This is a genomic window from Streptomyces sp. NPDC005492 (assembly GCF_040605995.1).
In the GTDB taxonomy this organism is placed as follows: domain Bacteria; phylum Actinomycetota; class Actinomycetes; order Streptomycetales; family Streptomycetaceae; genus Streptomyces.
This window is the reverse complement of the sequence record NZ_JBEXDX010000003.1, coordinates 88376-111864: the sequence shown is the minus strand read 5'-3', so window position 1 is coordinate 111864 and position 23489 is coordinate 88376. Positions and strand designations below refer to the sequence as shown.

The 23489-nt window shown below is 69.9% G+C and carries 23 protein-coding genes and 1 riboswitch; of the genes, 13 read left to right on the top strand and 10 right to left on the bottom strand.

The window, feature by feature from the left end:
• Window positions 1-406: 406 nt before the first annotated feature.
• Window positions 407-1411, top strand: a complete 1005-nt coding sequence (locus ABZT04_RS05565) for a hypothetical protein (RefSeq protein ID WP_356053274.1) — start codon at window positions 407-409, stop codon at window positions 1409-1411.
• A 19-nt stretch (window positions 1412-1430) separates the two neighbouring features.
• Here the strand turns inward: ABZT04_RS05565 and ABZT04_RS05560 are convergent, their stop codons facing one another.
• Window positions 1431-2138 (bottom strand): hypothetical protein, encoded by a 708-nt coding sequence (locus ABZT04_RS05560; RefSeq protein ID WP_356053272.1) that lies wholly within the window; start codon window positions 2136-2138, stop codon window positions 1431-1433.
• A 174-nt stretch (window positions 2139-2312) separates the two neighbouring features.
• Between ABZT04_RS05560 and ABZT04_RS05555 the strand changes: the two genes are divergently transcribed.
• The 4 genes from ABZT04_RS05555 (at window position 2313) to ABZT04_RS05540 (ending at window position 4491) form a co-directional block, all read left to right on the top strand.
• Window positions 2313-2723, top strand: a complete 411-nt coding sequence (locus ABZT04_RS05555; protein ID WP_356053270.1) for a VOC family protein — start codon at window positions 2313-2315, stop codon at window positions 2721-2723.
• A 96-nt stretch (window positions 2724-2819) separates the two neighbouring features.
• Window positions 2820-3215 (top strand): hypothetical protein, encoded by a 396-nt coding sequence (locus ABZT04_RS05550; RefSeq protein ID WP_355903035.1) that lies wholly within the window; start codon window positions 2820-2822, stop codon window positions 3213-3215.
• Window positions 3212-3700 (top strand): DCC1-like thiol-disulfide oxidoreductase family protein, encoded by a 489-nt coding sequence (locus ABZT04_RS05545; protein WP_356053268.1) that lies wholly within the window; start codon window positions 3212-3214, stop codon window positions 3698-3700. The genes ABZT04_RS05550 and ABZT04_RS05545 overlap by 4 nt, the downstream gene beginning before the upstream one ends.
• Window positions 3701-3711: 11 nt before the next feature.
• A complete protein-coding gene (locus ABZT04_RS05540; RefSeq protein WP_356053266.1) occupies window positions 3712-4491 on the top strand; it encodes a TetR family transcriptional regulator in 780 nt (259 codons plus the stop codon).
• Window positions 4492-4500: 9 nt separating this feature from the next.
• Here the strand turns inward: ABZT04_RS05540 and ABZT04_RS05535 are convergent, their stop codons facing one another.
• Window positions 4501-6903 carry an MMPL family transporter gene (locus ABZT04_RS05535; RefSeq protein ID WP_356053818.1) on the bottom strand — a complete coding sequence of 801 codons (2403 nt, stop codon included), beginning with the start codon at window positions 6901-6903 and terminating at the stop codon, window positions 4501-4503.
• Window positions 6904-7066: 163 nt separating this feature from the next.
• Between ABZT04_RS05535 and ABZT04_RS05530 the strand changes: the two genes are divergently transcribed.
• Window positions 7067-7753, top strand: a complete 687-nt coding sequence (locus ABZT04_RS05530) for a response regulator transcription factor (RefSeq protein ID WP_356053264.1) — start codon at window positions 7067-7069, stop codon at window positions 7751-7753.
• Complete coding sequence (locus ABZT04_RS05525) at window positions 7750-9204, top strand: HAMP domain-containing sensor histidine kinase (protein WP_356053262.1); 1455 nt, start codon at window positions 7750-7752, stop codon at window positions 9202-9204. Before ABZT04_RS05530 ends, ABZT04_RS05525 begins: the two co-directional genes overlap by 4 nt.
• Window positions 9205-9217: 13 nt before the next feature.
• Here ABZT04_RS05525 and ABZT04_RS05520 read toward each other — a convergent pair whose 3' ends face one another.
• The 4 genes from ABZT04_RS05520 to ABZT04_RS05505 form a co-directional block, all read right to left on the bottom strand.
• On the bottom strand, window positions 9218-9622 hold the full coding sequence (locus tag ABZT04_RS05520; RefSeq protein WP_356053260.1) for an ATP-binding protein: 405 nt from the start codon (window positions 9620-9622) through the stop codon (window positions 9218-9220).
• Between the two features lie 50 nt (window positions 9623-9672).
• Complete coding sequence (locus tag ABZT04_RS05515; RefSeq protein WP_356053258.1) at window positions 9673-11229, bottom strand: ABC transporter substrate-binding protein; 1557 nt, start codon at window positions 11227-11229, stop codon at window positions 9673-9675.
• Between the two features lie 195 nt (window positions 11230-11424).
• Window positions 11425-12639, bottom strand: coding sequence for a metallophosphoesterase (locus tag ABZT04_RS05510; protein ID WP_356053256.1), 1215 nt, complete (start codon window positions 12637-12639; stop codon window positions 11425-11427).
• Between the two features lie 4 nt (window positions 12640-12643).
• A complete protein-coding gene (locus ABZT04_RS05505; RefSeq protein WP_355903020.1) occupies window positions 12644-12883 on the bottom strand; it encodes a hypothetical protein in 240 nt (79 codons plus the stop codon).
• Between the two features lie 91 nt (window positions 12884-12974).
• On the opposite strand from ABZT04_RS05505, the gene ABZT04_RS05500 reads away from it, so the two are divergent.
• The gene (locus ABZT04_RS05500; RefSeq protein ID WP_356053254.1) at window positions 12975-14270 is read left to right on the top strand and encodes a D-alanyl-D-alanine carboxypeptidase; all 1296 of its coding nucleotides are present in this window, start codon (window positions 12975-12977) and stop codon (window positions 14268-14270) included.
• Here the strand turns inward: ABZT04_RS05500 and ABZT04_RS05495 are convergent.
• Entirely contained in the window at window positions 14218-15180 is a 963-nt protein-coding gene (locus ABZT04_RS05495; RefSeq protein ID WP_356053252.1) for a YihY/virulence factor BrkB family protein, read from the bottom strand. The two genes, ABZT04_RS05500 and ABZT04_RS05495, sit on opposite strands and share 53 nt — an antisense overlap.
• 159 nt (window positions 15181-15339) lie before the next feature.
• Here ABZT04_RS05495 and ABZT04_RS05490 point away from each other — a divergent pair, with 159 nt between their 5' ends.
• The gene (locus ABZT04_RS05490; RefSeq protein WP_356053250.1) at window positions 15340-16083 is read left to right on the top strand and encodes a decaprenylphospho-beta-D-erythro-pentofuranosid-2-ulose 2-reductase; all 744 of its coding nucleotides are present in this window, start codon (window positions 15340-15342) and stop codon (window positions 16081-16083) included.
• Window positions 16084-16093: 10 nt separating this feature from the next.
• Here ABZT04_RS05490 and ABZT04_RS05485 read toward each other — a convergent pair whose 3' ends face one another.
• Together ABZT04_RS05485 and trpS are read right to left on the bottom strand one after the other, a co-directional pair.
• The gene (locus ABZT04_RS05485) at window positions 16094-16672 is read right to left on the bottom strand and encodes a 2'-5' RNA ligase family protein (protein WP_356053248.1); all 579 of its coding nucleotides are present in this window, start codon (window positions 16670-16672) and stop codon (window positions 16094-16096) included.
• Window positions 16673-16848: 176 nt separating this feature from the next.
• Window positions 16849-17862: a tryptophan--tRNA ligase gene (gene trpS, locus ABZT04_RS05480; protein ID WP_356053246.1), complete on the bottom strand. Its 1014-nt coding sequence runs from the start codon at window positions 17860-17862 to the stop codon at window positions 16849-16851.
• Window positions 17863-18078: 216 nt separating this feature from the next.
• Here trpS and ABZT04_RS05475 point away from each other — a divergent pair, with 216 nt between their 5' ends.
• A complete protein-coding gene (locus tag ABZT04_RS05475; RefSeq protein ID WP_356053244.1) occupies window positions 18079-18705 on the top strand; it encodes a hypothetical protein in 627 nt (208 codons plus the stop codon).
• Between the two features lie 50 nt (window positions 18706-18755).
• On the opposite strand, the gene ABZT04_RS05470 is transcribed toward ABZT04_RS05475, so the two are convergent.
• Window positions 18756-20210, bottom strand: a complete 1455-nt coding sequence (locus ABZT04_RS05470) for a glycine hydroxymethyltransferase (RefSeq protein WP_356053242.1) — start codon at window positions 20208-20210, stop codon at window positions 18756-18758.
• A 31-nt stretch (window positions 20211-20241) separates the two neighbouring features.
• A riboswitch (ZMP/ZTP riboswitch) is annotated at window positions 20242-20331 on the bottom strand.
• A gap of 91 nt (window positions 20332-20422) precedes the next feature.
• Between ABZT04_RS05470 and rocD the strand changes: the two genes are divergently transcribed.
• The 3 genes from rocD (at window position 20423) to ABZT04_RS05455 (ending at window position 23471) form a co-directional block, all read left to right on the top strand.
• A complete protein-coding gene (rocD, locus tag ABZT04_RS05465; RefSeq protein ID WP_356053240.1) occupies window positions 20423-21637 on the top strand; it encodes an ornithine--oxo-acid transaminase in 1215 nt (404 codons plus the stop codon).
• A 90-nt stretch (window positions 21638-21727) separates the two neighbouring features.
• A complete protein-coding gene (locus ABZT04_RS05460; protein ID WP_356053816.1) occupies window positions 21728-22573 on the top strand; it encodes a hypothetical protein in 846 nt (281 codons plus the stop codon).
• A 319-nt stretch (window positions 22574-22892) separates the two neighbouring features.
• Window positions 22893-23471: a hypothetical protein gene (locus ABZT04_RS05455; RefSeq protein WP_356053238.1), complete on the top strand. Its 579-nt coding sequence runs from the start codon at window positions 22893-22895 to the stop codon at window positions 23469-23471.
• The last annotated feature ends 18 nt before the right edge of the window (window positions 23472-23489 follow it).

Here is a 23489-nt window from a genome sequence, read left to right as displayed (position 1 = left end):
GCGGGCTGAGGGGGCGGCTTGTCGCTGCGCGCCGGGTCCTGGCGTCGGAACGACACGGTGCGACCGCCTTGACGATCAGCTACCAGGGGGAACTGCGCCCCGGCCATTGGGTCTATCTGTGCCTGATCGAGGGCTGCGAACGCGAAGTGATCCGGCAGCCGACCAAACTGCCCCCACCAGCGGGGTGCCCCGAGCACGGACCCCGTTACCCCGCGAACTTGGGCGCTCCCGACGTGGAACCTTTGTCCGACGGGCTCTGGATATACGTCTGCGGGGACCCCGATTGCCGCCGTCGACCCGTGCGAAAACGAGAACTCCGCACAAGAAATCCTGAATGCGACGGCTCTCGGCACCCGGTCACGTTCGCAGGCACCACGTTGGTCGTGCAACCGACGCGCTAGGAGGCATGGTGATCGGTGGGCTCGCCCAGGCCGGGACGAAGGCACTCGGAGGCGATCGGTTCAGCCTCCTGAGCGTGCTTCCGGGTGCCATCGTCATCTCGGCTGTCACCGTTCTCGCGGAAGCCCATGCCTATGAGCCCGGGAGAAGCATGGACCTCGGGGACGCACTGCCCGCAGACCACAAGATCGTCGCGCTCGGGTTCGGGGTCGTGGGAGCATTCCTGGGTGGCGTGCTGCTGCGGCCGTTCGAAGTCGCGCTGGTGCAACTCCTGGAGGGCTACTGGCCTGCCGGATCCCTGCGGGGACGGGTACGTCCCCTGGCCGTGGAACGCCATCGGCGGCGCCGCGATCAAGCGGTCCTCCTTGCCGAGAAAACAGAGCTGCCCGAGGCTCCGGTCAACAGGTCGCTCACTCAAATCGCCCAGTATCACCGGGCGGTGGTCCACGCGAGCCGTATCAAGGAGCGGGCCGGACGCACGGCGGCCAAGTACTCCCCCGAGGACAAGCTCCTCATGCCCACCACTCTCGGCAACATCCTCAGGAACGTGGAGGGTCGGACCGGGCGTCGCTACGGACTTGATGTGCTGAGCGCCTACCGGCGCATCTACCCTTCCGTGGCACCGGAGTTCCGTCGGGCCATCGGCGAGCAGTTGGATCTCATTTCCATCACCTCGTCGCTGTGCATGGCCTTCGGGGTGGTGTCGCTGGCTGCGTCGCCGCTGATCTTCCGTATGAACTGGTGGACGCTCGTGCTGCCTGTTGCCATGGCAGCATCCGCTGTCGCGTATCGCGGAGCGCAGCGAGCAGCACAGGACCACGAAGAGCTGATGAAGGCAGTTTTCGACGTGCACCGCTTCGACCTGGCGACAACCCTGCACTACGAGCTCCCGGACAACGCGGTCGCTGAGCGGCAACTGCACGAGCGGATCACCGCCTTCTTGATCGCCTTTGAGCCGCTCGCCGAGGACCCGCTCAAGGACATACCTTTCAAACACCCTGGAGACAACTGACCCATGCCCTGAACCAGGGTCAGACAGGGTCCAGAGCGACCGCTCCGCCAGCACCGACCAGACTGATCACCAGACGCCGATTGGGCGTGGGCGACGTCTGGTTGTCATACGCGGCGTAGTTCCGGAAAACGGGGACGCGTTCGGCCAAGGACGTGCCGAACGTCTGGATCTGCTGATCCACGACCACCGCGCAGTCGTCCCCCAGCACGAACTCGACCCGGCCGAACAGCACGGTCACATCCGCGTACAACACACCCCGCGCCTCCTCATCCTGCGGAAACACCGCCTCCGACAGGTCCACGCGCAGTGATCCGAAGATCGCCCGAACGACGATCCGTCGAACGCCGTCCTCAGCTGGAAGCAACTTCGCGTGCGCGGGAACGAAGAGGCTTCCGTACCGCCGTATCGGGATCACCACATCGTCGGCAACCCCGCCCGAGCGGCTCAGCGCGATCAGGGTCCCCAACGCGATCACCGCGAGCGGCGCCACCCTGCTCTGCCACACATCGCTCAACCCGCCCTGTCCGGCCAGGGCCCACAGCCCGCCGCCCGCGAGCAGGACGAGGGGGCCGAGCGCCGCCCCTTTCGGGAGAGCCGAACGGACAATGAGTACGGCCGCGAACGCCATCAGAAAGTACGGGGCCAACACCAGCGCCACTCGCGCCCCGGACCGCAGCGCCTCGGGGCCTCCAAGCAGCCAAACAGTGCCGACCACAACCGCCAGCAATCCAACGACTGTTCGCACTCGGCCCACCGGCTCCCCCTCCCGCTTTCAGCCTGCAGGGTACTGAAGCCTTCACAAACGATCCGTCGGCGGGCGCCCCGCGCCACCCGGGTGACCTCGCGGACGGTTCCGCGAAGATGCACGGATGACGTACGGATGACGTTCTAACCTGACGACATGTCAGATGAAGAGTCGTACGAACTGCTCGGCTTCGACAACGTCCTGCTCCCCGTCGGGGACCTCGCCGAGGCCGTCCCCTTCTACGAGCGTGCCGGGTTCACCGTCGGGTACCGGCTCGACGAGGCCGGTATCGCGATCCTGAAGGTCGGCGGCGAGACGCCCGGGGTCCTCCTGCGACAGGAGGATGGGCTCGGGCACAGACCGCCCCCCTGGCCCTCGCCCCGCGTATGGCTGGAGGTCCCGGACGCGCGGAAGGCCGCCCAGCGCCTGACCGCCGCCGGAATCGCACTGCTCGACGCACCCTTCTCCGTGGCCACCGGGTGGACCGTCGAGATCGCCGACCCATGGGGCAACGTCATCGGATTCACGGACTACTCGAAGCGGCCGGAGTTGGCGCGGCGGGTGTGACGCAGGTCCCAGCGCAGGCGAGTTGAACGCGTTCAAAAGACAGCCTACAGTTTCCTCTGTCAGCGTTTTTGAACGCGTTCAAGAAGGGGGAGGCGCATGGACCGCACGGTCGTCGCCTACGTCATCTATCTCGTCATCAGCATCGGACTCACCGTCTGGGTGGCCCGCACACTCAGCCGCAACGGGCGGATCTTCCTGGCCGACGTCCTGAAGGGGAACGAAAAGCTCGCGGAAGCCGTGAACCACCTCCTGGTGGTCGGCTTCTATCTCGTCAACCTCGGGTTCGTCGCGCTGTACCTCAGCGGGGACGGGACCATCGACGACACCCGGGGCGTCTTCGAGGCCCTGTCGACCAAGGTGGGTGTGGTGTTGCTGGTGCTCGGGGTGATGCACCTGGGCAATGTGTACGTGCTCAACAAGATCCGGCGGCGCGGGGTCCTGGAGCGGGAGCAGGTGCCGCCCGTCGCACCGCAGGACTGGGTCGGGGCGTGAGGGCAGTGCGGGCCCCCTCGGCGGACCGGGCGACCTCGGTCCGCCGGCTCACCGTCCTCTACGACGCCGACTGCTCCCTGTGCACCTTCCTGCGCGACTGGCTCGTACGGCAGTCGCAGTTGGTGCCCCTGGAGCTGGTACCGGCGTCCTCCGAAGAGGCCCGACGGCGCTTTCCCGGGCTCGACCATCGCGCCACCCTCGACGAGATCACCGTCGTCGGCGACTCCGGGCAGGTCTACCGGGGTGCCGCCGCCTGGATCGTCACCCTGTGGGCCCTGCGCGAACACCGGCCCCTGGCGCACCGGTTGAGCACGCCGGCCGGGGCCAGGATCGCCAAGGGCGCCGTGCTCGCCGCCGCCAAGTGGCGCGGGGCGCAGTGGGGCGGGGGTGTGTACCGGCAGGGCGACGGGTGGACCTACGACCCCCACTCGGGCTGGAGCTACACCGCACCGGGCTGCGGCAGCGGCACCTGCCCCACTGGATAGGCTCTGTAGCCGTGCCCGCGAACAACGACGGCCCCGACGAGGGCGCCACTCCCAGCAAGTCCGAGCAGACCCGCGCGCTGATCCTGGAGACGGCCATGCGGCTGTTCCAGGAGCACGGCTACGACAGGACGACGATGCGGGCGATCGCCAAGGAGGCGGGCGTCTCGGTCGGCAACGCGTACTACTACTTCGCCGGCAAGGAGCACCTGATCCAGGGCTTCTACGACCGTATCGCCGAGGAGCACCGGCTCGCGGTCCGCGAGGTGCTGGACCGGGAGACCGATCTGGAGGCGCGACTCGCGGGTGTGCTGCGGGTGTGGCTGGACATCGCGACGCCGTACCACGAGTTCGCGGTGCAGTTCTTCAAGAACGCCGCCGACCCGGACAGCCCGCTCAGCCCGTTCAGCCCGGAGAGCGAGCACGCGCGCGTGCAGGCCATCGCCGTCCACAAGGAGGTGCTGTCCGGCGCGAAGACCAAGGTGGCTCCCGAACTGCGGGAGGTGCTCCCGGAGTTGATGTGGCTCTCGCAGATGGGGCTCGTCCTGTACTGGGTGTTCGACCGCACCGAGGGACGCGAGCGGAGTTACCGGCTCGCGGAGCGCGGCGCGCGCCTCACCGCGCGCGGTGTCTCCCTGGCCCGCTTCCGGGTGCTGCGGCCGCTCGTCCTGGAGGTGCACGAGCTGTTCACGGACTTCCTGCCGGGCATGACCCACGCGCTGCCCGACCCGGCCAAGAAGAAGAGCAAGCGCGGGGCGCCCGCCGCCGGACCCGCCGACGACGAACGCCCCTGAGCGCCCGGCTCAGTTGACGGCGTCCACCTCGCCCTCCGCGAGCTCGACGTCATGGACCAGTGGACCGTCCGTCACGGCCACGTGCCGCGCGATCGAGCCGTACGACGGCGCGGTCGTCGCCAGGAGGTAGGTCCCCGGCGCCGGCACCGACACGATGTACGAGCCGTCCGCCAGGGACTCGACCCGGTCCAGTTGACGTCCGCCGGCCGTCAGCAGGGTCACGGACGCGCCCTCCACGGGCTCGCCCTCGGTCGTACGGACGAAGCCGTGGACGGCCGACGCGGGGCCGTCGGCGAGGGCCGGGGCGGCCTCCTCGGCGGGCTCCACGGCGAGGTGCGGCAGGCGCTTGTCGAGCCAGCCCGGGAGCCACCAGTTGGAGTTGCCGAGCAGGTGCATCGCGGCCGGCACCAGGGCCGTACGCAGGATGAAGGCGTCCAGGGCGACCGCGGCGGCCAGGCCGACGCCCGCCGTCGCCGCTCCGGAGTCGCCGCTGAGGACGAAGGCCAGGAAGACGCAGACCATGATCAGGGCGGCGCTGTTGATGACGCGGCTGGTCTCCGCGAGGCCGACGCGGACCGCGCGGGCGTTGTCCCTGGTGTGGACCCACTCCTCGTGCATACGGCTGACCAGGAACACCTGGTAGTCCATGGAGAGGCCGAACAGCAGCGACAGCATGATGACCGGCAGGAAGGCGTTGATCGGGCCCTCCTTGCCGAGGCCCAGCATGTCCAGGCCCCAGCCCCACTGGAAGATCGCCACCAGCACACCGAAGGAGGCCGCCGCCGCGATGAGGTTCATCAGGGCGGCCGTCAACGGCACCACCAGGGAACGGAACGCGAGCAGCAGGAGCAGGAAGCTCAGGCCGATGATCGTGGCGACGAACAGCGGTAGCCGGTCGCCGGTGACGGTCGCGAAGTCCTTGGATATCGCCGTCACACCGCCGACGTGGGCCGTGGCGCCCGCCTGAGGGATCACCTGGTCGCGCAGGGTGTCGATCAGGTCGTCGGTCTGCTTCGACTGGGGTGACGTGGTCGGGACGACCTGGATGACGGTCACCCCGCCCGCCGGGGGCAGCGCGGCGACCTGGGCGACGCCCTTCGTGTCCTTGATGCCCTTGACCAGGGTGGCGGTGTCGCCGCTCGAAGTGACCACCTGGAGGGGGCCGTTGAAGCCGGGACCGAAGCCGTCGGCGAGCAGGTCGTACGCCTTCCTGGTGGTCGTCGAGGCGTCGTCGTTGCCCTGGTCGGTGGCGCCGAGGCGGAGCGAGAGCACCGGGATGGCGAGGACCGCCATGACGGCGAGGGCCAGCACGGCGATCCGGCGCGGGCGCTTCTGCACGCCCGCCGACCAGCGGGCCGCGAGGGTGGTGGTCCGCTCCGGCTCGGGGCCGTTCGCCGCCAGCTTGCGCCGCTGCTTGCGGCTCAGCACCCGTACGCCTAGGAAGCCGAGCAGGGCGGGCAGCAGGGTCGTCGCCGCGAGGACGCTCAGGACGACGGTGAGCGAGGTGCCGACGACCACGCCGTCCAGGAAGCGCAGGTTCGTCACCAGCATGCCGGCGAGCGCGATGCACACCGTGCCGCCCGCGAACAGCACCGCGCGGCCGGAGGTGTTGAGGGCGGTGACCGCCGACTCCTCCGGGTCCATGCCGCGCAGGACGCCCTTGCGGTGCCGGGTGACGATGAACAGGGCGTAGTCGATGCCGACGCCCAGACCGATCAGGGTGGCGAGCAGGGGCGCCAGATCGGGGATGTCGGTGGCGTGGCTGAGGAGCTGGGTCGAGAACAGGCCCGTGCCCACGCCGAAGATGGCGATGCCGATCGGCAGCAGCATCGCGTAGAACGAGCCGAAGGCCAGGAACAGCACCACGGCCGCCGCGAGGATGCCGATCACCTCGGCGAGGCCGGTGGGCGGCTCCTGGACGCGCTGAATGGCCTGGCCGCCCAGCTCGACCTCAAGACCGCCGCGTTCGGCGTTCTGAGCGGTGTCCACGACCTTCTGGACGAGGTCCTTGGGGACCGCGTTCGCCTGGTCTCCGAAGGTGATCTGCGCGTACGCGATCTTCCCGTCGGAACTGATCTGTGCCGCGCCCCGCGCGCCGGAGTAGGGGCCGGTGACCCCGCCGACGCCCTTCATGGCCGCGATCTTGTCCAGGGCGGGCTGGATGCGGGTCTGTACGGACTGGTCCCGCACCGAGCCCGAGTCGACCTTCCACACCACCGTGTCGGTGTCGCCCGAGCTGTTCGGGAACGCCTTCTCCATCAGGTCGTACGCGCGCTTGGAGTCCGTGTCCGGGAGGGAGAAGACGTTCGCGTAGTTCGTACCCGCCGTCGAGGCCGAAAGGCCCAGGCCGAACAGTGCCCCCACCCACAGCAACAGGACCACCAGCCGGTGCCGATAGCACCACCGTGCCAATGCCGCCACGCTCAACGCTCCTTAGTCGGTCGGTTGGTCCCCCAGGTCCTGGGCTACAGAATTGGTGGCGGCACGCACGCGTGGACACGCATCGGCCATGACTCTCAAGGAACTCCAAAGACCGGACGGCCCCGATGTCAGTGGCGCCGCCGATACTGGGGGCATGACGGCTCCAGGAACCGTGCTGGTGGTGGAGGACGAACCGAGCATCGCCGACGTCCTCGCCATCGCGCTGCGCTACCACCGCTTCGAGGTGATGACCGCGGGCACCGTGCGCGAGGCGCTCGCCCTCGCCGAGCGCACCCGCCCCGACTGCGCGCTGCTCGACGTGATGCTCCCGGACGGCGACGGCCGCGCCCTGGGGCACGAACTGCGCGCCCGCCGGCCCGACCTGGCGCTCGTCTTCCTCACCGCGCGGGACGCGCCCGCCGAGATCGTCGGCGCCCTCGGCTTCGGCGACGACTACATCACCAAGCCGTTCGACATCGACGTGGTCGTCGCCCGCATCACAGCCGTCCTGCGCCGCACCCGCCCCGACGACGTCCTCCCGCAGCGCCCGCCGCTGCGCTACGGCGACCTGGAGCTGGACGAGACGACGTACTCGGTGCACCGCGCGGGCAACTCGGTCGAGCTGACCCCCACCGAGTACGCCCTGCTGCGCTTCCTGGTGCGCAACGGCGGCCGGATCGTGCCCAAGGACCAACTCCTGCGCCATGTCTGGCAGTACGAGCACACCCCGCCGGAGTCGACCGTCGTGGAGACCTACATCAGCTATCTGCGGCGCAAGCTGGAGACCCTGGGACCGCCGGTGATCACCACGCGGCGGGGTGTCGGATACGGGCTCGCATGAAATTCCGGATCCCGAACTGCGAGCGCGGAGTCCACTCCCTGCGCGCCAAGCTGACCCTGGCGAACCTGGCGCTGCTGGCGCTCGGCATCGTCATGGCCACCGCCGTCAGCCTGATGGGCATGCGGCACTATCTGCTCGCCCAGGTCGACACCGGGCTGACGAAGACCCGTGACTCGCTGGGCAGTTCCGAACTCACGATGCGGCAGATCAACACACTGAGCACCCTGGCCGGCATCGGCGACCAACTGATGCCCCAGAAGAGGGTGAACTCGCCGAACCCCGACAAGGTGTTCGCGGCGGTCGGCCCCCAGGGCAAGGTCCTCACCATCGCCGGCTTCACCCCGACCGACGACCAGCGCGCGCTCGCCGCCGTCTTCACCGACCCCGCCGCACTGGCCGCCGACGGCACACCGCGCGACATATCGCTGCGCGGCGCCCCCTACCGCGCCACCGGGACCCGGCTCGCCGACGGCACGTACATCCTGATCGCCGCCTCCACCGGCGGCCTGCACAACGGCATGGCGAAGGCCCTCAAGCTGGACCTCGCCTTCGGCAGCGTGCTGCTGGTGCTGCTCGCCACGCTGACCATGGTCAGCGTGCGGCGGCGGATGCTGCCCCTGGAGGACATGGTGGAGACCTCCACGGCGATCGCCGAGGGCGATCTGACCCGGCGCGTGCCCTCCAGCCACCATCCGACGCAGGAGGTCGAGCAGTTGCGGGTCGCCCTCAACTCCATGCTCCACCAGGTGGAGTCGGCGTACCGCACGCGCGAGCGCACGGCGGCCCAGCTCCGCCGTTTCGTCGCCGACGCCTCGCACGAGCTGCGCACCCCGCTGGCGGCGATACGCGGCTACCTCCAGCTCTACGACAAGGGCATGCTGACCGAGCCCCACGAGCGCAGGCGGGCCTGGGACCGGATGAACGCGGAGGCCGACCGGATGGGCCGCCTCGTCGACGAACTGCTCATGCTGGCCCGCCTCGACCAGCGGCCCGAACTGCGCTTCCGGAACGTCGATCTGAGCCGCCTGGTGCGCGACGCCGCCGAGGACCTGCGGGTGCAGCAGCCGGAGCGGCCCGTCACGGTCGGCGCCGACGGCTCCCTCCTGGTGCGCGCCGACGAGTCGGGCCTGCGCCAGATACTCGGCAACCTGGTGACCAACGTGCGCACCCACACGCCCGCCGACGTACCCGTGCGGCTCGGTCTGGAGCGCGAGGACGGGGTCGTACGGCTCTGTGTCGCGGACCAGGGTCCTGGGCTCTGCCAGGACGACGCGGCACGTATCTTCGACCGCTTCTTCCGGGCGGGCGGCGGTGCGGGCAGCGGTCTGGGGCTGGCGATCGTGCAGGGCGTCGCCCAGGCGCACGGCGGGGACGTGGCGGTGCGGACCGCGCCGGGCGAGGGGCTCGCGGTGACGGTGACCCTGCCGACGCGGACGCCGGTGCCGTCGTAGGACGGCAGAGGTGTCAGGAGGTGTCGGGCTGGACGAGGGCCCACACCGTCTTGCCGTGCGCGCCACGGCTCCACACGCCCCAGGCGGACGCGACGCCCTCCACCAGATGGAGTCCGCGCCCGGCCTCCTCCAGCTCCGTCACGACCCGCAGCCGGGGCTGGAGCCGGCCCTCGTCCGACACCTCGATGAGGCAGGAGCCGTCCCCGAGGGCCGTCACCGCCACCTCGAACTCGCGCTCCAGGAGCGGCCCGTGGCGTACGACGTTGGTCGCCAGCTCGGACACGAGCAGCACCGCGTCCTGGAGCGCGGGATCGTCGTCGCCGTGCCCCCAGTCGGCCAGATGGTCCCGGACCCGGCGCCGGGCGAGACCGACGGACGCCGGGTGCCGGGGCAGCCGGAAGGAGTTGCGTCTGACCACGTCGGCTCCTCACCCCTGCGCACGCCTCCGTCACATGGTGATGAAGGGGGTCAGATCCAGTCCAGCGCCCACAGCCGGAACACGCCGGTGCCGTCCGACAGATAGGAGATCCCGCCGACGTCCTCGCTGCTGACGACGTACTCCTTGCGCTGCCACAGCGGGATCAGCGGCACGTCCTCGGCCACGTCCACCTGCACATCACGGAAGTCGGCGTCGACGCGGCTGCGGTCGGCGAACGTCTGGCTGTTGAGGATGAGTTGGTCGACGACCTTGTTGCTGTAACCGGTGTTCATGGTGGAGCCGGTGCCGACGAGCGCGGAGCCGAAGGTGTCCGGGTCCGGATAGTCGGCGACCCAGCCGACCGCGTACGCGTCCAGCTTTCCGGTCGCCCAGCGCTTCTGGAAGTCGGTCCACTCGTAGCCCTTGACGTCCACCTTGAAGAGGCCGCTCGCCTCCAACTGCTTCTTCAGCTCGGCGGCCTCCTCGGCGCCGGAACCGTGCCCGATGCCGTACCCGTAGGTGAAGCGCACCGGGACGGAGACACCGGCCTCTTCGAGGAGGGCCTTCGCCTTCTTGGCGTTCTCCGTGGGGTAGGCGTCGAAGAACGACGTCGTGTGGCCGACGATGCCGGCCGGGATCAGCGAGTACAGCGGGTCGACCGTGCCGTCGTACACCGAGGCGGCCAGTTCCTCGCGGTTGACCAGCCAGGCCATGGCCCGTCGGACCAGGACGTCGTGCAGGGGCGAGCCCTTGCGGGTGTTGAGGTACAGGTTGCGGGTCTCGGAGCTGTCGGACTCCGACACCCGCTGGTTGGGATCGCTCGCGGAGAGCCCGGAGAGCATCTTCGGCGGGAGCTGCCGGGTGGCCACCTCGACCTGCTTCGCCTTGTACGCCTTCTGCAGCGCGTCCGAGCCGGTGTAGTAGCGCAGCTCGATCGGGCTCCCGTCGTTCTTGACCGCGCCCTTGTAGTGGCCGTTCGGCGCGAGGACCGCGCTCTTGTCCTTCGTATACGCGGACAGGGTGTACGGCCCGGTGCCGTCGGCCTCGAACCCGGTGCGCGGCGCGTCCTTCGGGTACTTGGTGCTGTCGACGATCGCACCGGCGCCGGTGGCCACCTTGAACGGGAACGTGGCGTCCGGCGACGACAGATGGAAGGTGACGGTCATGCCGGAGGCGCTGACCGAGCCGAGCGTGGAGAGCAGGGACGCCGGACCGACATCCGAGTTGATCTTCTTGACCCGGTCGAAGGAGTACTTCACGTCCTCGGCGGTCATCGTGCGCCCGCTCGGGAAGGTGAGCCCGTCACGCACCACACAGCGGTACGTCTTCAGGCCGCCGCCCACGAACGCGCAGCTCCTGGCCGCGTCCGGGACGGGTGTCGTGCCGCCCGGGTCGAAGGTCATCAGCGACTGGAAGACGTTGCTGTACAACGCCCAGGAACCCGCGTCGTAGGCGGCGGCCGGGTCGAGCGAGGTGACGGCGTCCGTCGTCCCGACCGTGATCGTCCTGTCCCCGCTCCCGTCCGACGGCAGCAACTGCCAGCCCCCGACTCCCACGGCCGCGAGAACCAGCAGCGTCGCGAGAATCCGTATGCGAACCGACCGCATCGGTGTGCCTCCCCAGAGCCCTCCCGGGCCCCTCCCGAATGCCACTCCCCTAGTGGCGCGGATCACCTAACCACAGGAGTTTCGTCCGGGGGAAGAGAGTTCTGCCGAGATGAGAAAGAACTTACCGACCGGTGTTAATCGCCCGTTTCACAGCCACTTCCCAGCTGGTTCACGGACGGGCCGCGACACCCGTGACTAGGCCTGTTTCGACGCCAGTTCGACGACCGTGATGTCCGACGGCGCCCCCACCCGCGTCGGCGGCCCCCACGCGCCCGCGCCCCTGCTGACGTACAGCTCGGTGTCGCCGTAGCGCTCCAGGCCCGCGACCGTCGGATTGGCCGCCGCCGCGATGAAGTTGCCGGGCCACAACTGGCCGCCGTGGGTGTGCCCGGAGAGCTGGAGGTCGACGCCGTGCTTGACGGCCTCGTGGATCTGCACGGGCTGGTGCGCGAGGAGTACGCACGCGCGCGTGGTGTCACGATCGCCGAGCGCCTTCCCGAAGTCGGGCCCCTGGCCCTCGCTCTCGCCCTGGAGGTCGTTGACCCCGGCGAGGTCGAAACCGGCGAGTTCGGTACGGGCGTTCTCCAGGGGGTGGATCCCGAGCGTACGGACCTCTTCCAGCCACTGTTCGGCGCCGGAGAAGTACTCATGGTTTCCGGTGACAAAAAACTTTCCGAACCGCGCCCTCAACTCCGCCAGGGGTGCCGCCGCCGGCCCCAGATTCTTGACACTGCCGTCGACCAGGTCACCCACGACCGCGATCAGGTCGGGCTGTGTCGCGTTGATCGTGTCGACGACCTTCTGCGCGAAACCCCGCCCCAGGAGCGGCCCCAGATGGATGTCGCTGACGACGGCGATCCTGAACCCGTGCGCGGAGCGCGGCAGTTTGGCCAGCGGCACGGTGACGCGCTTGACGCCCGGCCCGCGCAGGACGCCGTAGGTGCCGTATCCGACGGTCCCCACGGCAGCAGCGGCGGCCGCGCCTCCGACGACCCGGGAGACGAAGAGACGGCGGGAGGGGGCGGGAGGCCGAGGTTCCTCCGCAGCGGGGACCTGCGCCTCTTGTACGGCTGTCTCCGCGGGCCCGCGCCGCTCGACGAGCCGGCGCAGCAGCGGCCGTACGACCTCGCCCGCGAGGACGGCCAGCAGCAGGTAGATCGACAGGGCCATCCACAGGAAGCCGGGCCAGCCCAGGACGCGCTGGAGCCAGAAGGGCGCGCCGCCGCGCTCGGTGGCCAGGGCCGCGACCATCAGCACCGGGCCGGCGGCGAGCACGGCCGTGCCGGTGACGCGGGCGGGGCCCCACGCGCGCGTGGTGTCGCGGACGAGGCGGCGCCAGATGTACCAGTGCAGTCCGCCGAGGACGGCGACCGCGACCAGGACGATGAGCGCGATGACGACGACGGCCACTTCTCTATGACGTCCGGCGCAGTGCGCGCAGTCCGCGCAACCCGAGGCCGCCGATGACCGTCCCCAATACGAAGGAGACGATGGCGAGGGTCAGATGCACCCAGAAGTACGCCGTCGGCCGGCCGTCGTCGAAGGCCAGTCCGCTTGTGTCCTTGACCAGGTTCTTGATGAAAGTGACCCAGATGACCCAGCTCCACACCCCGAAGGCGAGCAGGAACCAGGAGACGGGGCGGCTGAGCTTCATGAGTCCAGTATCGCCGTCGTCCCCGGGGGCCCGTGTCCGGGGTGGGGCCGGTGACGGGACTTCGGGTCCCTGGCCATGTACGTTCTCGTGCGTGCCCGCTCCACAGCAGACCATCAGGCGATCCCTGCTGGTACTTTCCGCCGCCCTGTCGTCCCTCGCGCTCACCGCGCCCCTCGCCCTCGCGGCCCCGACCCCGACCCCGACGTCGTCGTCGGCGAGTCCTACGGCCACTCCCCCGGCGGACATGTCGTCGGTGGGTGGCACCCGCCTCGGCCAGGCGGGGACGCAGGTCAACCTGACGTCCGGGGTCCCGGTGCTGCCGAAGGACCTGACCGCGCGGTCGTGGATCGTGACCGACGCCGAGTCCGGCGATGTGCTCGCCTCGCACAACGCGCACTGGCGGCTGCCTCCGGCGAGCACCCTGAAGATGCTGTTCGCCGACACCGTGCTGCCGACGTTCCCCAGCACGACCGAGCACAAGGTGGTCCCCTCCGACCTGGCCGGCATGGGCGCCGGTTCCAGCCTGGTCGGGATAAAGGAGGGCGAGAGCTACACGGTCCGCGACCTGTGGCTCGGTGTCTTCCTGCGCTCCGGCAACGACGCCGTGCACGTCCTGTCCCACATGTACGGGGGCATCGACAAGACTGTCGCCGACATGAACGCGCACGCCCAGGACCTCCAGGCGCTGGACACCCATGTGGTGACACCGGACGGCTACGACGAGCCGGGGCAGGTCTCCTCGGCGTACGACCTGACGCTGTTCGCGCGCTCCGGGCTGCAGAAGAAGGACTTCCGGGAGTACTGCTCGACGGTGAGCGCGAAGTTCCCGGGCGAGACCACCACGAAGAAGGGCAAGTCGGTCCGCGGGACATTCGACATCCGGAACACCAACCGGCTGCTGAGCGGCGACTCGGACGTCTCGGTGTACCCCGGCATCGCGGGCGTCAAGAACGGCAACACCACCAACGCGGGCGCGACCTTCACCGGCGTCGCCGAACGGGGCGGCAAGGTGCTGCTGGTGACGGTCATGAACCCGGAGAAGCACGAGCACAACGAGGTCTACAAGGAGGCCGCGAAGATCCTCGACTGGGGCTTCCAGGCGGACGGGAAGGTGCAGCCGGTGGGTGAGCTGGTCGCGCCGAAGAGCGCGGGTCAGTCGAGCGCTCAGCCAGGTGCCACGGCCACCGGGGAGGCGGGCGGCGACACCTCGTCCAAGAGGCCGGCCGCGAGTTCCTCGGCCTCGGCCGCCGAGGAGGACGGTTCGAGCGGGGTCGGGATCGCGCTCGCGATCATCGGCGGGCTGCTGGTGGTGCTGGGCGGCGGTGTCTTCCTGGTCAACCGGCGCTGGCCGCTGCCGGATCTGGTCCGCCGCCGCACGCGTCCCTGACCTTGGGGTTCTCGGTCTCGTCGGTCGGGTCGTACGCCTCGTCCGCGTCTTCGTCGGGGTCGTCCTTGCTCGGGGTCGCCGTCCAGGCGGCGCAGAACAGGACCAGCCTTGAGGTGAAGTTCATCCACAGCAGCAGGGCCACGGGGACGCCGAACGCGCCGTACATGCTCTTCGCGGCCACGCCCTGGATGTAGCCGCTGAGCAGCAGCTTCAGCAGTTCGAAGCCGACCGCGCCGATCAGCGCGGCCACGGTGAGCCGGCGGCGCGTGGGCTCGACGCCGGGCAACAGGGTCAGGACGTACAGCAGGAGCAGGAAGTCGACGAGCACGGCGACGGCGAACGCGACGACGCGCAGCAGGATCCCGCCCCAGCCGCCCTGCGCCAGGCCCAGTTCCCGGCTGATCCAGTCGACCAGCGCGGAGGCGACGGTCGAGATGGCGATCGTCGCGAGGACGGCGCCGCCCAGGCCGACCAGCACCCCTGCGTCGATGAGCTTGCGCAGGAAGGGGTTCTCGTCGCGGTCGGGCAGCTCCCACACCGCGCGCAGACACTCCCGCATCGAGCCGACCCAGCCGATGCCGGTGAACAGCAGGACGGCACCGGCGATGAGACCGATGGTGCCCGCGTTGTCCACCAGGGAACCGATGTTGAGCTGGTCGGAGATGCCGGGCACCTGCTCGGCGATCTTGTCCTGCAGGTCGTGCTGCTGGGCGGTGCTCAGGGTGGCGGCGGCGATGGCGGCGGCCACGGTCAGCAGCGGGAACAGCGCGATGAAGCTGATGAACGTCATGGCCGCGGCGAGCTGCGTCCACTTCACCCGGTCCAGCCGCTCGTACGACCGCCACACGTGCGTGCGCATCAGGCGCGCCACCAGGGGCCCGATGAAGGGGAGCTTCGTCAGCCAGTCCATGATCCGATTCTGCCCTCCTCCGGGGAGACCGATGTGCGAGTACCCACAAACACGGGTGCGTGGCGCCATAGGGAGCGGCATCCGATTAATCGCCCATTTCAGGGAGGGCACTTATGCCGTACGACCGACCGCCCACAAGCGGGCGATACGGTCACCGGCATGCGTCCTCCCCAGTCCTTGCTCGTCCTTGGCGGTACGTCCCGGATCGCGCTGGCCACCGCGCGCCGACTGATCGCCCGCCGTACCCGCACGGTGTGGCTGGCGGGCCGCCCGTCGCCCGCCCTGGAGAGCGCCGCCTCGGAACTGCGGGCCCTGGGGGCCGAGGTCCGGACGATCGCCTTCGACGCGCTCGACCCCGACTCCCACGAGGCCGTGCTCGGCAAGGTCTTCGCCGAGGGCGACATCGACATGGTGCTGCTCGCCTTCGGCATCCTCGGCGACCAGGCCCGGGACGAGCGTGAACCGGCCGCCGCGGTGCGCGTCGCGCAGACCAACTACACCGGTGCGGTGGCGGCCGGCCTGATCGCCGCCCGGGCACTGCAGACCCAGGGACACGGCTCCCTGGTGGTGCTCTCCTCGGTCGCCGCCGAGCGGGCCCGCCGCACGAACTTCATCTACGGCTCCAGCAAGGCCGGCCTGGACACCTTCACGCAGGGCCTGGGCGACGCGCTGTACGGCACGGGCGTGCACGTCATGGTCGTACGACCGGGATTCGTCCGTTCGAAGACGACGGCCGACCACGAGGCGACCCCGCTCACGACGACCCCCGAGGCCGTCGCCACCGCCATCGAACTGGGCCTGCGCCGGGGCTCGGAGACGGTGTGGGTGCCGGGGAGGCTGCGCCTGGTGATGTGGGCACTACGACACCTGCCGCGCGCGCTGTTCCGGCGGCTGGCCGAGTGAGGGCGCCCAGCTAGCGGCTGGGGATCGTGCCGCGGTCGGTGTGGGCCGCCTGGGGTGGTACGACGGCTCCGCCGAAGGTGAACTCGCGGAGCTTGCGCCACACGCCGTCGGCGCCCTGTTCGTAGAGCGCGAAGCCGGTGCAGGGCCACTCCGCGCGGTAGTCGGCGAGGGCCTCGAAGGCGCGGTCCATCGACGCGTCGTCGATGCCGTGCGCCACGGTGACGTGCGGGTGGTACGGGAAGTTCAGGTCGCGGGCCATCGGTCCGGAGACGTCACGGATCCGCTGCTGCAACCAGCTGCAGGTCTCGGCGCCCTCGACCACCTGGACGTAGACGACCGGGGACAGGGGCCGGAACGTGCCGGTGCCGGACAGCCGCATCGGGAAGGGGCGGCCGGCCGCGGCGACCCCGAGCAGATGAGCGTCGATCGCGGGCAGTTGTGAGGAGTCCACCTCGGTCGGCGGCAGCAGTGTGACGTGCGTGGGGATGCCGTGGGCCGCGGCGTCGCCGAAGCCCGCGCGCCGCTCCTGGAGCAGGCTGCCGTGAGGCTCCGGGACCGCGATCGAAACGCCGATCGTTACGGTCCCCACATCGTCTCCTGTCGTCCTGTCGATGGTCCTGGCGGGTGGTCCTGGCGGTGCTCGGAGGTGGCCGCACACGCGGCCACCCGGCTATCGACTGTACGGCCACGACCGGGTTGTGGGCAGGCGCAACCGTAGTGATGTGCAGCGCTCTGTCCAGTGGTACGTGTGTGCGGTCGTGCGCCTCAGTGCTTGGCGGGCAGGAAGCCGACCCGGTCGTACGTCTGGGCGAGGGTCTCGGCCGCGACGGCTCGCGCCTTCTCCGCGCCCTTGGCCAGGATCGAGTCGAGCGTCTCCGGGTCGTCCAGATACTGCTCGGTGCGCTCCCGGAACGGCGTCACGAACTCGACCACGACCTCGGCGAGGTCCGTCTTGAGCGCGCCGTAGCCCTTGCCCTCGTACTTCTGCTCCAGTTCCGGGATACCGGCGCCGGTGAGGGTCGAGTAGATGGTGAGCAGGTTGCTGACGCCCGGCTTGTGCTCCGCGTCGTAGCGGATCACGGTGTCGGTGTCGGTGACGGCGCTCTTGACCTTCTTCGCGGTCGCCTTGGGGTCGTCGAGGAGGTTGACGAGGCCCTTCGGGGTGGACGCCGACTTGCTCATCTTGATCGACGGGTCCTGGAGGTCGTAGATCTTCGCCGTCTCCTTGAGGATGTACGGCTTCGGGATCGTGAAGGTCTCGCCGAAGCGGCCGTTGAAGCGCTCGGCGAGGTCGCGGGTCAGCTCGACGTGCTGGCGCTGGTCCTCGCCGACCGGGACCTCGTGCGCCTGGTACAGCAGGATGTCGGCGACCTGGAGGATCGGGTACGTGAACAGGCCGACGCTGGCACGGTCGGCGCCTTGCCGGTTGGACTTGTCCTTGAACTGGGTCATGCGGGACGCCTCACCGAAGCCGGTCAGGCAGTTCATGACCCAGGCGAGCTGGGCATGCTCGGGGACATGGCTCTGGACGAACAGCGTGCAGCGCTCCGGGTCGAGCCCGGCCGCAAGGAGCTGCGCGGTGGCGAGCCGGGTGTTGGCGCGGAGGTCCGCCGGGTCCTGCGGGACCGTGATCGCGTGCAGGTCGACGACCATGTAGAACGCGTCGTGGGACTCCTGCAGGGCCACCCACTGGCGGACGGCGCCGAGGTAGTTGCCGAGGTGGAACGAGCCTGCGGTGGGCTGGATTCCGGAGAGCACGCGGGGTCGGTCAAAGGCCATGTTCACCATTCTCTCAGGTCTTGGGGCCCACTCCGGAACCGGTCCGGAACTCGTTCGGAACCGATGTGACGCAGAGGACGACGGAGGACGACGGAGGACGACGGAGGGGGACGGATGGCACGCGGGAAGGGACGGGCCGGGGCGCGGGGCGGGTGTCTCGTGGCGGGGTCGGTGTTGATGGTTCTGGCAGGGGCGGCTCAGGTCCAGGCGGCCGGAATGGATCAGGCTGCCGGGAACGACCAGGTCCGGGCGCGGACGCAGGAACCTCGCCCGGACCTCCCGGATCTGGCGATGGTCGTGGCGGGCGGCACGGGCCGGACCGAGGTGGCGCGCTCCGGGGAGTCGTCGTTCGCCCGCTTGTGGGCGTTGTTGCAGCCGACGTACTCGGGGACGGAGCCGGTGTCGCCGGAGTGGGAGGCGGGCCGGTATCCGGCGGTGCGGATCACCGTGGTGTGGGGGCTGAGCGGGGTCGGGGGCTGGCCTCGGACGAGCCGGGCTCCGGGCGGTGATGTGGCCGTGGAGCGGGAGGACCAGTTGTTCGTGGCCGCGGACGGCACACCGTGGGTGCGGACGGACCCGGCTCCGGCGGTGGCGGACGACGACATCCGTTGGCATCGGGCGCCGCGCTCGGCCTTCGACCGGTGGGAGCGGGCGGGAGGGCCCGGCGCGGCCGGGGCGGTCGCGGGCGGGCGGAAATCCGCGGACCTGGCCGGACCCTTCTGGTGGGCGGCGGCGGGCGTGGCCGTCGGGGTCGGCGGCACGTTGCTGATACGCCGCGCGGCGGCCCGGCGTGAGGCCGGACCGCCGCGCGAGGAACCACGACAGGAGCTCATCGATCTGTGAGCGTCGCCGATCTCTGACGACTCAACAGAGCGCGTCTGTCGGCGTGTTCGTCAGCCGAGGTCGATCTCGGGGTACAGCGGGAAGCCGGCGACGAGGTCGGTGGCGCGGTGGGAGATCTCGTCCGCGATCTTCGGGTCGAGGATGTGCTGCGCCTTGGACGGCGCGCCCTTGCTGGTGGTGCCGGGCTCCGTGGTGGTCAGGACGCGGTCGATGAGGCCGGCGACCTCGTCCATCTCGGCGGTGCCCAGGCCGCGGGTGGTCAGGGCGGGGGTGCCGATGCGGATGCCGGAGGTGTACCAGGCGCCGTTCGGGTCGGCGGGGATGGCGTTGCGGTTGGTGACGATGCCGGAGTCGAGGAGGGCCGACTCGGCCTGGCGGCCGGTGAGGCCGTAGGAGGAGGCGACGTCGATCAGGTTGAGGTGGTTGTCGGTGCCGCCGGTGACGAGGGTGGCGCCCCGGCGCATCAGGCCGTCCGCCAGCGCGCGGGAGTTGTCGACGATGCGCTGGGCGTAGTCCTGGAAGGACGGCTGCCGGGCCTCGGCGAGGGCGACGGCCTTGGCGGCCATGACGTGCGGGAGCGGGCCGCCGAGGACCATCGGGCAGCCGCGGTCGACCTGGTCCTTGAGGGAGTCGTCGCACAGGACCATGCCGCCGCGCGGGCCGCGCAGCGACTTGTGGGTGGTGGTGGTGACGATCTGGGCGTGCGGGACCGGGTCGAAGTCGCCGGTCAGGACCTTGCCCGCGACCAGTCCTGCGAAGTGCGCCATGTCCACCATCAGGGTCGCCCCGACCTCGTCGGCGATCTCGCGCATGAGGCGGAAGTTCACCAGACGGGGGTAGGCGGAGTAGCCGGCCACGATGATCAGCGGCTTGAAGTCGCGGGCCTGGGCGCGCAGCGCGTCGTAGTCGATCAGACCGGTCGTCGGGTCGGTGCCGTAGGAGCGCTGGTCGAACATCTTGCCGGAGATGTTGGGGCGGAAGCCGTGGGTGAGGTGGCCGCCGGCGTCCAGGGACATGCCGAGCATGCGCTGGTTGCCGAAGGCCTGGCGGAGTTCGGCCCAGTCGGCGTCGGAGAGGTCGTTGACCTGGCGGACTCCGGCCTTCGCGAGGGCGGGTACCTCCACCCGGTCGGCGAGGACGGACCAGAAGGCGACGAGGTTGGCGTCGATGCCGGAGTGCGGCTGGACGTAGGCGTGGCGGGCGCCGAAGAGTTCGCGCGCGTGCTCGGCGGCGAGGGACTCGACGGTGTCGACGTTGCGGCAGCCGGCGTAGAAGCGGCGGCCGACGGTGCCTTCGGCGTACTTGTCGCTGAACCAGTTGCCCATGGCCAGGAGGGTGGCCGGGGAGGCGTAGTTCTCGGAGGCGATCAGCTTCAGCATCTCGCGCTGGTCGGCGACTTCCTGTCCGATGGCGTCGGCGACCCGCGGCTCGACGGCACGGATCACGTCGAGGGCGGCGCGGAAGGCGGTCGACTCATGGGAGAGGGGCGCGGACTTGTCGGGCATGGGGACCTCCGGACGTGGCGTTCGGCGTTCACGGTACGGCCCAGGCGCACGGCACACATTCCAGCTCGGGCCGCTCCCTGATGGTCGGTCCCATCCCAGCGCGCCAGTCACGGCCCGCCGGTCAGCCTACCGGGCGTGCCGGACGGTGCGGCTCCCACGTCCACCATGCGGGCGAGGATAGGAAAGGGGGCACCCTCACCCCGGGAGACGCCGTGACCAGTACGGAAGCACTCATCGCCGCCGCCGACGCGCACAGCGCGCACAACTACCACCCGCTGCCGTTGGTCGTCGCCACCGCCGACGGCGCGTGGATGACGGACGTGGAGGGGCGGCGCTATCTCGATCTGCTGGCCGGGTATTCGGCGTTGAACTTCGGGCATCGCAATCGGCGGTTGATCGAGGCGGCGAAGGCGCAGTTGGACCGGGTGACGCTGACGTCCCGGGCGTTCCACCACGACCGGTTCGCCGCGTTCTGCGAGCAGTTGGCGGAGTTGTGCGGCATGGAGCTGGTGCTGCCGATGAACACGGGCGCGGAGGCGGTGGAGACCGCGGTGAAGACGGCCCGTAAGTGGGGGTACCAGGTCAAGGGGGTGCCCTCGGAGCGCGCGAAGATCGTGGTGGCGGGCAACAACTTCCACGGCCGTACGACGACGGTCATCAGCTTCTCGACCGACCTGGAGGCGCGGGCGGACTTCGGGCCGTACACGCCGGGCTTCGAGATCGTGCCGTACGGGGATCCGACCGCGATGCGGGCGGCGATCAGCGAGAACACGGTGGCGGTGCTGCTGGAGCCGATCCAGGGCGAGGCGGGGGTGCTGGTGCCGCCGGCCGGATATCTGGCGGGGGTACGGGAGTTGACCCGGGAGCGGAACGTGCTCTTCATCGCCGACGAGATCCAGTCGGGGCTCGGGCGGACGGGGCGGACGTTCGCGTGCGAGCACGAGGGGGTGGTGCCCGACATGTATGTGCTGGGGAAGGCGCTGGGCGGCGGGGTGGTGCCGGTGTCGGCGGTGGTGTCGAGTGCGGAGGTGCTGGGGGTGTTCCGGCCCGGGGAGCACGGGTCGACGTTCGGCGGGAACCCACTGGCGTGTGCGGTGGCGCTGGAGGTGATCGCGATGCTGCGGTCGGGCGAGTACCAGGCGCGGGCCGCGGAGCTCGGCGGGCATCTGCACCGGGAACTGTGGCAGTTGACCGGCACGGGCCGGGTGACGGCGGTGCGCGGACGGGGTCTGTGGGCGGGGGTCGACATCGCCCCGGAGGTCGGGACGGCCCGGGAGATCTCGGAGCGGCTGATGGGCCGGGGCGTCCTGGTGAAGGACACCCATGGGTCGACGATCCGGATCGCGCCGCCGTTGATGATCAGCGAGGAGGACCTGGACTGGGGGTTGGCCCAACTGCGGGCGGTGTTGGGCGTCCAGATCTCCTGACCCGCCAGATCTCCTGACCCGCCAGGTCTCTTGACCCGCGACGGACCACGGCGATCCCCCCTCCCCTAGAGTCACTTTGTGCTCTTTGGAATGGTGTGCGCGCTCGGCGCGGCGATCTGCTTCGGTACGGCGACGGTGTTGCAGGCGGTCGCCACGCGGGCGGCGACGACGGGTGGGGGCGGGGACGCGGCGCTGTTGCTGCGGGCGCTGCGGCAGTGGCGGTATCTGGCGGGGCTGGGGCTGGACGGGCTGGGGTTCGTGTTCCAGATCGCTGCGTTGCGCTCGCTTCCCATCTACGCGGTCGGGGCGGCCCTGGCGTCGAGCCTCGCGGTGACGGCGGTGGTGGCCGCGCGGCTGCTGGGAGTTCGGCTCAGCGGGGTGGAGTGGGCGGCCGTCGGCGTGGTGTGCGCGGGGCTGGCGATGCTGGGACTGGCGTCCGGGGCGGAGGGCGACCGGGCCGGGTCGACGGCGCTGAAGTGGGCGATGCTGGGGACGGCCGTCGCGGTGCTGCTGCTGGGGCTGGTCGGTGGGCGGTTGCCGGAGCGGGGGCGGGCGTTGACGCTGGGGCTGGGGGCCGGGTTCGGGTTCGGGGTCGTCGAGGTGGCGGTCCGCCTGATCGACTCGCTCGCACCCTCCACGCTCCTCACCAACCCGGCGACCTACGCACTGCTCGTCGGCGGCGGCGCCGCGTTCCTGCTGTTGACCACGGCCCTGCAACGGGGTTCGGTCACCACGGCCACCGCCGGCCTGGTGATCGGGGAGACGATCGGCCCGGCCTTGGTGGGCGTGGTGTGGCTCGGGGACCGTACGCGGGAGGGGCTGGAGTGGCTCGCGGTGCTGGGGTTCCTGGTCGCGGTGGCGGGCGCGTTGGCGCTGGCGCGGTTCGGGGAGGCGCCGGCGGAAGTGTCCGACGAGGCTCCCGTAGACATCGCGTAGGCCAGGGCCGCACCCGGCGTAGCGCCTGCTGCTGACCGCGGCCCTGCAAGGGTCACGACGGCCACCGCCGAGCTGGTGATCGGGGAAAGGATCGGCCCGGCCGCAGGGCGCCGGCGCTGGCGCGGTTCGGGGAGGCGCCTGCGGAGGAGATTGCGAAGACGTAGTGGGCGAATGAATGTCGCCATGTTCTCGCCGCTGCCGATGAAATACCGGACCGCAAGCATTTCCCTGAATCCAGGATAAAGGGTCATGATACGGGCAATCAGAAAACTTCGTTGAAGATTTGAACGTGATGTGAAGGCTTTGCGTACCTGTTCATGTGACCAGTAATCCCGTCACCGTCACCACGGCCTATCACGTGACGGTGGGCCGCGAAGACGACTTCCGCTCGTGGGGGTGGGCGATGCTGAACGCGAGCGCTCAGCAGCCCGGCTTCATGGGGGGTGGCATTCTTGCCGACCGAGACGCGGAGTGGCATGTTGTCTATCGTTTCGCCAGCGAGGGAACGGCCCGGGCCTGGGAGGATTCCACCGACCGGGCACAGTGGGACGTCCGGGCCGCGGACTTCGCCCGGCAGACCGATCGCAGGAGCGTGCGGGGCTCCAAGGAGTGGTTCGACTCGCAGACCGCCACACCGAAGGCACCTGCTCCGCCGGCGAAATGGAAGCTGTGGTTCGTGAACATGAGCGCGGTGTTTCCGCCGGTGCTCCTGTTCAATCTGATCGTTCTTCCTTATCTCGGCGGTATAAATCCGCTCGTCCGCACGCTGCTGTTATGCCTGTGTGTGACGGCTCTTGTCACCTGGATTCTCATGCCGCGGCTCCAGCGTTTCCTCAAGAAATGGCTGTATCCGCCGCTCCAGGCATTTCGCGGACGACATAAAAGGCGGACCGCATAGGTCCGGAGCGAAGCAAGG